Origin of the sequence: Armatimonas sp. (assembly GCF_043760365.1) — a bacterium.
In the GTDB taxonomy this organism is placed as follows: Bacteria; Armatimonadota; Armatimonadia; order Armatimonadales; family Armatimonadaceae; genus Armatimonas.
Genome location: NZ_JAYUPA010000645.1, coordinates 1 through 11871, shown reverse-complemented (window position 1 = coordinate 11871; position 11871 = coordinate 1). Strand labels below are relative to the sequence as shown.

The following is an 11871-nucleotide window of genomic DNA, read 5'->3' as shown; positions in this document are numbered from 1 at the left end:
ACGATGCACAGGTGGTCTCGGATAAGTTTTCCGGTCAGTCCCGTGGTTTCGGCTTCGTCGAGATGGGAAGCAGCGATGAGGCGCAGCAGGCAATTGCGGCCCTCAACGGCTCCAGCTACGGGGGGCGCTCCCTGACCGTCAACGAGGCACGTCCTCGTGAAGAAGGCGGCGGCGGCGGTGGTGGACGCTCCGGTGGTGGCGGTGGCTCCGGTGGTGGCGGTGGCTACGGCGGCGGCGGCGGTGGTGGCTACAGCGGCGGTGGTGGCGGTGGCTACAGCGGCGGCGGTGGTGGCGGCTACAGCGGCGGCGGTGGCGGACGCTCCGGCGGCGGCGGTGACTATGGCGGCGGTGGTGGTGGACGCTCCGGTGGTGGTGGACGCTCCGGCGGCGGCGGACGCTCCGGCGGCGGCGATTACGGTGGCGGCGGTGGCGGCGGACGCTGGTAATCCCCTGGTTAGGTATTAAAATACCCAGCCCCTGAACACAGAGTGCCCCGAGGATGCGGAAAGAGTAAAATCTCCGACGTCACCAGGGCACTCTTTTCTTTGTGCCAGGGACACCTAGCTCTCGGCATGCGATACACTAACTCTTGTGTTTTCGGAAAGAGTCTCTCTCGCTTCACAGACAACCTTGGGCATCGGTGGCCCTGCGCGTTTCTTCTGCGCCCCGACCACGGTGTCGGAGGTTCATGACGCGCTCACGCAGGCACGGAACCAGCACCTATCCGTCTTCATTCTCGGTGGTGGCAGCAACCTTGTTATCGCCGACTCCGGCTGGCCAGGACTTGTGCTTCATCCTAGACTCACGACCCAGAGCGGCCTGACCAGCGGGGCAGGAGTAGACTGGGACACTTTTGTGGATCGTTGTGTCGCCCAAAACTTAGCGGGAATCGAATGCCTTGCGGGAGTTCCTGGAACCGTAGGCGCAACTCCCATCCAGAATGTTGGAGCCTACGGCCAGGAAGTCTCGGAGACGATTGTTTCCGTGATGGCATTGAACCGACAGAGCCTTGAGGTGCGCACTTTCTCCCGCGACGAGTGCCACTTTGCCTACCGACAGAGCCGCTTCAACACCGACGAGCTGGGCCGCTGGCTGATCCTTGAAGTCACTTTCTCCCTCAAAGAAAACGCCCCGCCGCATCTCGCCTACCGCGATCTCACCCAGCACTTCGGCCCCGGTGCCTCCCCCAGCCTTACAGAAGTCGCGACAGCCGTGCGGCAGATTCGGGCAAAAAAAGGCATGGTCGTTGATGCTGCTGACCCCGATAGCCGCAGTGCGGGCTCGTTCTTCAAGAATCCGATTCTCGATGCCACCAAAGTCCCCACAGATGCCCCACGCTTTCCCCAGCCCGATGGCAGCGTGAAAGTACCGGCGGCGTGGCTTATCGAGCGCTCCGGCCTGAGCCGTGGCCAGACACTAGCGGGCGGCATCGGGCTTTCGAGCAAGCATATTTTAGCGCTCGTCAACCAGGGCGCTGGGACAGCCGCCGACGTGGTCGAGGCAGCAAAAAGGGTGCAGGAACATGTCCACCAGCAATGGAACATCACCCTGCACCCGGAGCCGATCTTTGTTGGATTCCTCCCCGATACTCAGCTTCCCGAAGGCGCAACGGCCATCACCGCCGCCAGCTCTTGAACGGCCTGCTGGATTTCCTCCTCAGAGATCACCAGCGGCGGGGTGAACTCTAGAATATCACCGTCGCCCGCAGGCAGAACAATCACGCCACGATCGAGCAGCTTAACCATTAGCTCTCCTGCAAACGCACCGGAGAGCTGGATTCCCAGCATCAGTCCACGCCCCCGCACGCCGAGAATCGTCTCCGGGAACCGCGCCGCCAGCCGCTCCAAGTGCTCGGTAAACAGCGCCCCGCGCTCACGGGCGAGCGCCGGGGCATCAAGGCGCTCCAGCTCGCTGAGTGCGGCAAGGGCGGCGGCGCAGCAGAGGGGATTGCCCAGAAATGTCGAGGTGTGCAGCGCCTCGCCCGTCGAGACGCCCCACGCCCCCATCACTTCGGGCCGTGCAAGACACGCGGAGATTGGAAGCCCTCCGCCCAGCGCCTTGCCGACGCACAAAATATCGGGAGTCACGCCCTCGTGCTCGCAGGCGAACCAGCTACCCGTGCGCCCCCAGCCCGTGAAGACCTCATCCAGAATGAGAACAGCGCCACTTTTCTCACACAAAATTTTTAGCGACTCCAACCAGCCGGGCGGCGGGACGATAATCCCCGCGCGCCCCTGGATCGGCTCGACCAGCACCGCCCCCACGCTCTCGGGCAAACTCTCCAGCGGCTCGCCGTAGGGTTTATGCACGGCAAAAGGCGCGATCAGCCCAGCGAACGGTGCGCGAAAATCCGCTCTATGTGTCACGGCCAGCGCCCCTAGGTTCAGCCCGTGGTAGCCGCCGGTGAACGCGACCACGCCGGGCTTGCCGGTAAAGACCCGCGCCGTCTTCAGCGCGGCCTCCACGGCATCGCCGCCCGACGTGCCAAAGAGTGCGCCACCCAAATCCCCCGGCGTCATCTCGGCCAGCTTCTGCGCCAGTTCGACTTTCATACGGCTGGGATGCACATCGCCCATTCCATGAATCAGTTTTTTGGCCTGCGCCGCAATCGCTGCCGAGACAGCGGGGTTCGTATGCCCGACACTCGCCACGCCAAACGCCGCCGTGAGGTCAAGATAGCGCTGGCCGTCGGCGTCTATCACCGTGCAGCCGTGCGCCTCCTCCCAGAAGATCGGAAACGAGCCATCGTCGGCGAGAAACGTGACGTTAGGGGACTCAAAGCGGCGCAGGGTAGCGGCGAGGGCGCGGGATTTCGGGCCGGGGAGCAACCTACCCCCTAACCCCCGCCCGGCGGGGGGACAATATGGTCAGGATCATAGGGTATTGTATCGTTTTCCGTACCATTTCCAGGGTTCGACGTCGGTTTGATGCAGAGGGAATGGGTCCATGAATGCGTTTCCTGACCCGGAGGGTCACCGGCGTTAGCCCTCAGCGAGAGGAACTTGTTCCCTCGAATAAACGCAGTTTCCGGCAACATACGTCGCTTGGACGTTGAGATCCTCGTCCACAACGACAAGATCGGCGAGAGCCCCCTCGGTGAGGCGGCCTGTGTCGTGCCAGCCTTGCTGGTCGGCGGCGTTGGTGGCGGTCACTTGGGCGAGCTCTAGCCAGCCGAGATTGCACCAGGCGCGAAGATTTCGTGCGGCCTGATCCATCAAAAGTAGCGAACCGGCGAGCGTGCCATCGGCGAGCGTGGCTTTTCCGTTGGTCACCGTGACTTTGTGGCCACCCAAGCCGTAGATCCCATCGCCCTTGCCCGCGCCCTCCATCGCGTCGGTGATGGCGATAAAGCGCGTCGGGCCGACGGCGGCGTAGACCATCGCAATGACTTCCGGTGCGACATGGTGGCCGTCGGCGATGATCTCCACACGAGCGCGTGGATCCGTGAGGAAGACGGGAACGGGGCCGGGGTTACGATGGTGAATCCCGTTCATCGCATTAAAGAGATGGGTCGCTTGCCGTGCGCCCGCATCGAGCGCACTTTTCGTCTGTGCGGCGGTTAAATCGGTGTGGCCCAGCGAGATCATGATCCCGGCGGCGTTGCAAGCGGCCATGAGCGCGTCGCCGCCGGGCTGCTCCGGCGCGAGGGTGATCTGACGCAGCTTGCCCTGCGCCGCCGTCAACCAGCCTGCGAACTCCTCAGCGTCGTAGCTGCGCACGAACTCCTTTGGCTGTGCACCAGGCTTGCCGGGGCTAATATACGGGCCTTCGAGGTGAATACCACCGAGCACCGGCTCCGTTGATGCGGCGACATTAACGAGCGCCGCCGTGATCGCTTCCCGGCTCTGTGTGATCGTGGTGGCGAGCAAGCGTGTCGTGCCATGCGCCGCATGTGTGCGACAGAGAGTCGCCAGTGCCTCGGGGGTGGCATTCATGGTGTCTGCGCCGCCGCCGCCATGAATGTGCAGATCAATGAAGCCAGGTAAGACCGTCAGGCCCGACGGCGTGCCGCTGACCTCGGTAATTTCTACGATCCGTCCCTCGGCAACGCTCAAGCTGCCGTTCTCAATCACGCGCCCCGGCGTGACGATTCGGGCGTTACGCAGCTCCATCAGCGCCCGTCCTGCGGCATGTTCGGCGTAATGGGGTTAGGAGTCGGCTCCGGAGTAGCCAAAGGTGCAGGCGATGGGGAGGGATTCTTCTGCTCTAGTGCCACACGAAGTGCCTTGAGTTCCTCAGCTTGCTTCTCCACTTTCTCTTCCAATGCCGCCAAGCGCGTCTCGGTGCTCTGTGTCGCAGCAGGATTAGGGGTAGGAGTAGGAATGGGAGTGGCCGCCACCATTCCGGGCTTGGCGGGCATCGGCACCGCACGCTGACGCATGATCCAGTAGCTCACACCGCTCAGCATGATGGCGGGAGCAAGCGACACCAGGATCATCGTCCCCAGTGGCTTGGTCTTGGAGCCATCTTCTTTGGGCTCAAAAGCTCTGACGAGGCTAATCGAGAGCAGATAGAGGCCCGCCATCGGAAAGGCCATCATGAGCATGGTCACAGGATCGTTAGAAGGCACAAAAATCGCCGCAAGCGCCGCGATAAGCACCACCGCATGCCGCCAGTAGGTGGTCATGATCTTCGATGTCAGAATTCCAACCCGTGCCAGAAAGAGCAGAATGACCGGAAGCTGGAAAGCGATTCCAAAAGCGAGAATGATCTTCACTGCCAGCAAGATATATTTTGCGGCATCTTGTAGCAGCTCTGCATCGGGAATCTCACTGATATAGCCAACCATCCAGTCAAAAGCGAGTGGAAGAACAGCATATCCGGTTCCAATTCCTGCGAGAAACAGTAAAACAGAGAAGGGAGCAAGAAATTTAACAGGCTCACGCTCTTTATCGGTGAGGGCGGGACGGATAAACCCCCACAGTTCCATCACAAGTAGCGGCAGAGTGATTGCGAGCCCAGCAAAGAAGCTCACTTGGAGCTTGAGGAAAAACGCATCCTGCACCGAGTCTAGCTTAATGACACCAATCACATGGTGCTGCCCAAGCGCTCTCTGGAGCGGCTCATTCAGTAGGTTGTAGAGAGGCTTGAAGAAGTTGTACGTGAGCGTCATTCCCACGACAAGATAGAGCACCGCGCGGAAGATCCGGTTGCGCAGCTCGGCCAGATGCTCGATGAGCTCCATCTGACCATCTGAAGGGAGAGATTTCTTTTTTCCGAATAGTGCCATGGCAAGCTCTATTATATCGGCGAAAAAATGCGCCCCAAAATTTCGGACTTACTCGGGTTTGAAGGCGAGGCGACTCAGCTCACGGTAGCCGATCAGCTTGATGCCCAGCTCGTTGATGAGTGCACGGGTACGCGGATCGGTCATGATCTGGTACTCGTTCCAACGCGCTTCCCAGTTGCCAGTGATATTGCGAATCTCCGCATCATCGAGGCTCAGGTGAACAATAAATTCGGTGACACCGGGCTTCAGGGCACGAAAGGAATCGTAGTAGTGCTTGCGACGGGTCTCCAGAGTCTTGCCCTCGGCGCCCTCTTTGAGATAGTCCAGGAAGACGAAGTTCTGCTTCTTGAGCTGCTGGTGGGAGACCAGAGCATCGAAGCCAAACTCGGTCTTTGCCTGCGCGACACGCTCCGGGGTTGGGTAGAGCACCATGGGCATGAGGCCCGTTTCCTGGCCCACTTTTGTGTAGACAGGGTAGAAAACCCCGGCAAAGAGTGTCCCCATGTGCGAGTCTATGTGCGTGGGCTTGATTCCGAACTCTCGGGCACGCGCGATCTGTGCTCGGATCTCTTTCTCCACCTCGGCGGGCTTGGCGAAACGCGCCGTATCCGTTTCATTGCGATGAATAAAGCCCTCTTTATCGAGCAGGCCGGGGGTTTCTTTAGCGGAGGTCAGCGGTCGCCAGCGGTAGTGTTGCCACTCGCTTGTTAGGGTCAGATGCAGTCCAAAGTCTTTTTCGGGGTGGGCACGGCAGTAGGCCGCGATCTCCGGGAACCAAGGGCAGGGCACCATGATACTGGCGCAGGTCACGACGCCTTTCTCCATCGCCTCCGTGGTCGCGACGTTGACAGAGTGGCACATCCCCACGTCGTCGGCGTGGATCAGTAGTAGTTTATCGGTGGCTTTGTAGCCAAGCCGCTCAGCGAGAGTGCGCTCGGGCATTTGTGTGCGCTTGGGCATTTGTGTTGGTCTTTCCAGAAAGCAAAAGACCTCCCTGAATCGTCAGGGAGGTCTGGAGTGCTACGAGACACTCCCTATTTTTTGAGAGCCGTCTTGAGGGCAGGAGCGGGTATGACCAGCTCCACCACAGTCACGGAGCGGAACTTAGCGGGCATCTTAGGAGACTCAAGCTGCTCGCCAGATTGCATGCCGCCAAAGCCGCCAGAGCTTCCTCCCGCCTGCATGCCAGAGCCGCCCATTTTACCGCCCATCTGCATGCCGCCAGAGCCACTCATCATGCCGCCGCCGCCCATTTGCATGCCGCCCCCCATCATACTCCCCTCACCGTCCATACCGCCGCCCATCATGCCGCCGCCCATCATCCCACCACCAGCACCCGACTGAGGCACCATGGCGTTAAGAATGTCAGAAGGGGCATCGCCTTCGACTTCGGTGAGGGTTTCTGTCTTGATGATCTTGCCCGCTTTATAGCTGAACCAGATCGTCCGATCCATCTTGATCTTCGCATTCTGGATCTTTCCCGCACCACCAAAGATCTGCACATTGCCCTGCGCGTTGTAGGTCTGACGGATCTTGGCACACTGGTAGCCACTCTCCCATTCCAGCCCTTCCAGCACATTGGTACAAGGCACCATGGTAGGGACATCCAGAGTTGCCCACTCCAGCAAGATCGGCGCACGAGTGGTCCACTTTTGGCCGATGCGACGCTTACCGCCCAGCTCAATCATGGGCAGTGCGACATAGGCACCCGGCCGGGCCCCATTGGCGATCCCTGGATCGAGCACTCTACCGGACGAGCTTACCGTGCGGTAGCGCGACTTGAAGTCGTAGATATCTTGCAGTTTCGCAGAACCGGCAGGAGAGGAAATGCTGCCATCCTGAACCCGATCCCGAATGAAGTAGTCGCTGGGCCCAAGGCGATCTTCCGTTGTGCGGGTGTAGTTGGCCTTGACAGTCTGAACAGGAAGCCGGAACGGCCCTGCCGGTTGGCCATCGCCAAAGGGGTTGCCCCCCTGCATGCCACCGCCCATTTGCATGCCGCCGCCACCGCCCATCATGCCGCCCCCCATCATGCCGCCTTGCATGCCGCCAGAGCCCATCATACCGCCGGAGCCACTCATGCCCCCAGGGCCGCCCATCTTGCCCCCAGGGCCGCCCATCATGCTGCCGGAGCCACCTTGCATGCCTCCACGGCCACCCATGCCGGGGCCACCACCACCCATCATGCTGCCGCCGTCATCGGTACCAGCGCCGCCCATCATGCCACCGGAGCCACCTTGCATGCCTCCACGGCCACCCTGCATACCCCCCATACCACGTCCGGCAGAGGCATACCCACTGCGGCTCCGAGGGGCGACTGTGGTGGTGGGCACTTTGGCATCGTTGACAAACTCGACATCCGTACGCTGGCGGTACTGGCTCTGCTCTCCTACCTGGAAACGGTAGGCAAGCGAGATCCCATCCGAAGGCATCCGCAGATCGCCCCGGTTGTTCACCGTCAGGGTCAGGGTCTGCTTGCCAATCTTTTTATTACTCGCATCATAGGCGATCAGCTCCAGAGTGTGCGGGCCGTCCTCGACGCCATCCAGAACCAGTTGAGTCTCTTCATCGCGAACCTTGGCCTTGGTGTTCCAGAGCAGGTTCACCATCACCCCGACTTTATCCGTGTAGATCAGGTCGGTCTTTACCTCGCGGCCTTGCTCAGGAATCATGACACCCGCGCGAAACTTACCATCCACTCCCAGAGCGAGGTACTTGACCCCTTCCAGAGCGGGACGGGGAATACGAATTTTGACGGTCTCACGTACGGTCGCTCCGTTCTGCGGACCGGCAACCTGGAAGCGAACCTCCTGAGCTACGGAAACCGCTGTCACACCAAGGGTGACGAGAAGCGTGCCTAATACCTTGTTCTGCATACTATCCTCACTTATAAAAACGTTCTTACCGGGAGCCTGGCAGCCCTGTCGGCCCGCCTTGTCCCTCGATAACCTGCGTGCCCGCCGGAAGCGCAAAGTGCGCCGCCGGGATACTTCCGTTCAGTTTGATTTGGGAGGCTTGCATGGTCTGCACCCCTCCCACATTCTTAATCTCTAGCTTAACCGGAAGCGTAAACCCCGGTGTTGTGCCCAGATACACCACAGAGCCCGTGCGTGGGTTTGTGTAGATGTCGCAAGCGATCCCTGCAACTGTCGCTTTGCCCGTCTTCTGTGCTCCGGCCAGCACCTCGCTGGCTTGCGAAAACACGGTGTTGAGACCATCCTCAATCTTGAGGTTCATCTTTTGTGCCGCTTTGTTGGCGGGAATAAAGAAGAAGGCCCCCTTCTCATTAACGACATAACGCACTTCCCCGAGCGCCTTGTCTTTGTAGTCCATACGCGCCTTGGCACCACTCACAGCCACCTGAAAGACCTGTGTGTCCTTGGAGCCGCTCTTGGGAGCCATGACAGTTGTCACAGTAAACTGTGCCGTCTTGGCCAGGTTCGCCCGTGAGAGCGCCCGCTTTGTTGCATTTTTCAGTTGTGGTGCTTTTTGCATCGCTTACGCCTTGTTCGACCCGTCTCCTGCCTTTTCCTTCAATCCATGGAGCGTTATGGGTAAATTTTGTGACAGATATTTTTTACCCATTCTACCGCCTTGCTGTCGGTAGGCACAGCGTGGTGCCAAAACGCACTCCTCGCAGCGCGGCTGCTGCGCTAGGCAGACCCGCCGCCCGTGCCGAATAAGATGCACATGGTACGGATAAACCTCGGCATCTTTGAGCTGGCTCTGGAGCGCCGCGTGTGCCTTTGCCTCCCCAAGTTTCTCGCTAATGAGCCCGAGTCGGTGCGAAACGCGATAGACATGGGTGTCCACGGGCAGCACGGGGCGCCCTAGCGAGAACATTAGAACACACGCCGTTGTCTTTGGCCCCACTCCGTGAAAGCTGTTGAGAAACGCCTTCGCCTCCTCGGTGGGCGTTGTCTTCAAAAACTCTAGATCCGTCGTGCCGACCCTCTCATAAATTTCCTGAAGCACAGCGCGCAGGCGCGGTGCCTTGGCATCGGCGAGCCCGCCGCAGCGAATGGCAGCGGCGATCTCTCGCACTTCCGCAAGACGCACCTCGTCCCAGCCGCCCGGAAACGCCCGCCGTAGGCTATCAAAGGCACGCCCACTATTTACATCCGACGTTGCCTGGGAGAGAATGGTCTGCATCAACGCCTCCAGTGGCTCCCCGTGCGAGCGCCACTGAAGTATCCCGTATTCTTTGTCTAGCTCCTCACAAACCCACCCCGCACTTGCTTTCTTCACGGGTGCAATTTTACCCTATCCCGAAATCCGCCAAGCCGTGGAGGCGAGAGCACACGTAAGCGGCTACAATACCCCTAGGAAACGGAGGTAAGTTATGCGTGTGCTTGTGGGTGTGGAGGACAGCAACGGGGCTGAGGAAGTCTCGGGCTGGGTGAAGGGCTTTGGTTTTCAAAACATAACACAGGAATGGATGCACGTGGTGCCCTCGCAAGCGGGAACCGTCTGGGCACTGGATCCCTTCCTTGCTGCCGGTAAGTCCGAGCAGCTACAGGAGCAAGCGGCGACCAAAATAGAGACGACTCTGCGGGAGCACAGTGGAGACATTCCCGTGCGAGTGCGGATCGGCAACCAGACGACGGAGCTGCTCAACCGTGCCGACGAGACGAAATCAGATATGATCGCCGTGCGTGGCTCTAATAAGGGGGGCTTAGCGGCGTTTTTGCTAGGTAGCGTTGCCCGTGCCCTGGTCGAGGGCGCGTCCCAGAGTGTGCTTCTCACCCGAGGGACACCGCCCCAAGCCCCCCTAAAACTCCTGGTCTGTACGGATCACTCCGAATATTTGGAGAAAGCACTGGAGAAATTAGCGGGCTGGTCGCCCCAAGGAGTGGGGCAGCTGACGCTACTACATGTCCTGCCGACTGCTTTTAAAGCCGACATGAACCACCTTGCCCAGGAGATCGCTCAAGAGGTCTACGGTCGGCCAGTTCGTGAGCCCGAGGAAGTGAGCGCCGAAGCGGCAGCGGCTCTGGGCGCAAAGCTCGGCCTGCCCCCCGAAGCCATCCACAGCCACGTCGCCACAGGCTCAATCTCCCAGGCTATTGAAGCCGTGCTGGAGGAAACGGGGGCGGACTTGCTGGTGCTTGGCGCAAAAGGCCACACGCTTCTGGAGCGCCTCACCCTGGGAAGCACCTCGTTCCGCGCCGTCACCACCTGCCCGAAGAGCGTCCTGGTGCTGCGGGCGTAGTGCAACTTTGCCAACATCGCCCGCTGCGGCGATAGAATAGCAGTATGTTTGATGTTCTTGTAATCGGGGGCGGGCACGCGGGGTGCGAGGCAGCACTGGCTTCGGCGCGGCTGGGCTGCAAGACGCTTCTGGTGACAGGGCGCTTGGATCGGATTGGGTGGCTGCCGTGCAACTGCTCGATTGGTGGCCCGGCAAAAGGCCATGTGGTGCGAGAAGTAGACGCGCTAGGCGGGGCGATGGGTGTCATCTCCGACGCCACTCTCACGCACATCCGGATGCTCAACACGGGTAAAGGCCCCGCCGTTCGTGCGATTCGGGCGCAGGTGGATGTCGAGAAGTACCCCGCCGCGATGCAGGCGTATCTCCAAAACCAGCCGAATCTCACTTTGCGTGAAGCAATGGTCGAAGCGCTGATCGAAGAAGGCGGGCGTATTTGTGGCGTGACTCTTTCGGATGGGACGCAGCTTCTGGCCAAGACGGTCGTCGTGACGACGGGGACGTTTCTGCGCGGGCTCTGCCATCGCGGCGAGGATAAGTGGGAGGCGGGGCGCAACGACGAGGCGGCGGCCTATGGGCTCTCGGCGAGCTTATCCTCACTGGGCTTTCCGCTGCTGCGGCTCAAGACGGGCACGACGCCCCGGATGGATAAGAACACGATTGATTTTGCACGCACTGAGGCGCAGCCAAGCGAGCCCGACTGCCCTTCGCTGAGCTTTCGGACACCCAAGCGCCTGCACAATGGCCTGCTCTCGGCCTATCTGACGTGGACCAACGAAGCGACCCATCAAGTCATCCGCGAGAACCTCCACCGCTCGGCGATGTATGGCGGACAGATCGAGGGGGTCGGGCCGCGCTACTGCCCGTCTATTGAGGATAAAGTGGTGCGCTTCGCCGATAAAGAGCGCCACCAGGTGTTTCTGGAGATCGAGGGCTGGGACACGCCGCAAGTCTATGTGCAGGGCATGAGCACGAGCCTCCCCGCCGAAGTCCAGGCGGAGTTTGTCAAGACGCTCCCCGGCCTAGAGGATGCCGTGATGCTCAAGCCCGGCTACGCCGTGGAGTACGATGCCGTCCCGCCGACCGAGCTCACGTCAAGCCTCATGACCAAGCGCATCGAGGGGCTTTTCTTTGCCGGGCAGATCAACGGGACATCGGGCTACGAAGAGGCAGCAGGCCAGGGGCTGATCGCGGGCGTGAACGCGGCGCTCTACGTGCAGGGCCGCAAGCCGTGGAGCCTGACCCGCAGCGATGCCTACATGGGTGTCATGGTGGACGATCTCGTCACCAAGGGGGTCAGCGACCCCTATCGCCTGCTCACCAGCCGCGCGGAGTTTCGCCTCACCCTGCGCAACGACAACGCCGACCTGCGCCTCACCCCGATGGGCCGCTCCCTCGGCCTGGTGGGCGATGCCCAGTGGGAGATCTTCCA

At 60.6% G+C, this 11871-nt stretch carries 11 protein-coding genes; 4 read left to right on the top strand and 7 right to left on the bottom strand.

Annotation, left to right across the window (positions count from 1 at the left end; genetic code table 11):
• The coding region (locus tag ACH2EH_RS14830; RefSeq protein WP_395142820.1) for an RNA recognition motif domain-containing protein at positions 1-446 on the top strand (446 nt) is incomplete at its 5' end.
• A 145-nt stretch (positions 447-591) separates the two neighbouring features.
• The gene (locus ACH2EH_RS14825; RefSeq protein ID WP_395142819.1) at positions 592-1635 is read left to right on the top strand and encodes a UDP-N-acetylmuramate dehydrogenase; all 1044 of its coding nucleotides are present in this window, start codon (positions 592-594) and stop codon (positions 1633-1635) included.
• Here the strand turns inward: ACH2EH_RS14825 and ACH2EH_RS14820 are convergent.
• From ACH2EH_RS14820 to nth, 7 genes are all read right to left on the bottom strand, one after another.
• Positions 1590-2828, bottom strand: coding sequence for an aspartate aminotransferase family protein (locus tag ACH2EH_RS14820; protein WP_395142818.1), 1239 nt, complete (start codon positions 2826-2828; stop codon positions 1590-1592). The genes ACH2EH_RS14825 and ACH2EH_RS14820 overlap by 46 nt on opposite strands.
• A 153-nt stretch (positions 2829-2981) precedes the next feature.
• Positions 2982-4112: an N-acetylglucosamine-6-phosphate deacetylase gene (nagA, locus tag ACH2EH_RS14815; RefSeq protein ID WP_395142817.1), complete on the bottom strand. Its 1131-nt coding sequence runs from the start codon at positions 4110-4112 to the stop codon at positions 2982-2984.
• Positions 4112-5230 carry a twin-arginine translocase subunit TatC gene (gene tatC / locus ACH2EH_RS14810; protein WP_395142816.1) on the bottom strand — a complete coding sequence of 373 codons (1119 nt, stop codon included), beginning with the start codon at positions 5228-5230 and terminating at the stop codon, positions 4112-4114. Before tatC ends, nagA begins: the two co-directional genes overlap by 1 nt.
• A gap of 48 nt (positions 5231-5278) precedes the next feature.
• Entirely contained in the window at positions 5279-6190 is a 912-nt protein-coding gene (locus ACH2EH_RS14805) for a polysaccharide deacetylase family protein (protein WP_395142815.1), read from the bottom strand.
• Positions 6191-6264: 74 nt separating this feature from the next.
• Positions 6265-8106, bottom strand: coding sequence for a hypothetical protein (locus ACH2EH_RS14800; RefSeq protein WP_395142814.1), 1842 nt, complete (start codon positions 8104-8106; stop codon positions 6265-6267).
• Between the two features lie 25 nt (positions 8107-8131).
• Positions 8132-8725, bottom strand: coding sequence for an outer membrane lipoprotein carrier protein LolA (locus tag ACH2EH_RS14795; protein WP_395142813.1), 594 nt, complete (start codon positions 8723-8725; stop codon positions 8132-8134).
• A 3-nt stretch (positions 8726-8728) separates the two neighbouring features.
• Positions 8729-9478 (bottom strand): endonuclease III domain-containing protein, encoded by a 750-nt coding sequence (gene nth, locus ACH2EH_RS14790; RefSeq protein WP_395142812.1) that lies wholly within the window; start codon positions 9476-9478, stop codon positions 8729-8731.
• Positions 9479-9572: 94 nt separating this feature from the next.
• Here nth and ACH2EH_RS14785 point away from each other — a divergent pair, with 94 nt between their 5' ends.
• Both ACH2EH_RS14785 and mnmG read left to right on the top strand, forming a co-directional pair.
• Positions 9573-10442, top strand: coding sequence for a universal stress protein (locus ACH2EH_RS14785; RefSeq protein ID WP_395142811.1), 870 nt, complete (start codon positions 9573-9575; stop codon positions 10440-10442).
• A gap of 44 nt (positions 10443-10486) precedes the next feature.
• On the top strand, positions 10487-11871 hold a 1385-nt coding region (mnmG, locus tag ACH2EH_RS14780; protein WP_395142810.1), incomplete at its 3' end, for a tRNA uridine-5-carboxymethylaminomethyl(34) synthesis enzyme MnmG.

Bases quoted from the DNA above. Each gene is read 5' to 3' on its own strand.
- tatC (WP_395142816.1), bottom strand. From the start codon at position 5,230: ATGGCACTATTCGGAAAAAAGAAATCTCTCCCTTCAGATGGTCAGATG.
- nagA (WP_395142817.1), bottom strand. From the start codon at position 4,112: ATGGAGCTGCGTAACGCCCGAATCGTCACGCCGGGGCGCGTGATTGAG.
- ACH2EH_RS14800 (WP_395142814.1), bottom strand. From the start codon at position 8,106: ATGCAGAACAAGGTATTAGGCACGCTTCTCGTCACCCTTGGTGTGACA.
- ACH2EH_RS14795 (WP_395142813.1), bottom strand. From the start codon at position 8,725: ATGCAAAAAGCACCACAACTGAAAAATGCAACAAAGCGGGCGCTCTCA.
- ACH2EH_RS14785 (WP_395142811.1), top strand. From the start codon at position 9,573: ATGCGTGTGCTTGTGGGTGTGGAGGACAGCAACGGGGCTGAGGAAGTC.
- ACH2EH_RS14805 (WP_395142815.1), bottom strand. From the start codon at position 6,190: ATGCCCAAGCGCACACAAATGCCCGAGCGCACTCTCGCTGAGCGGCTT.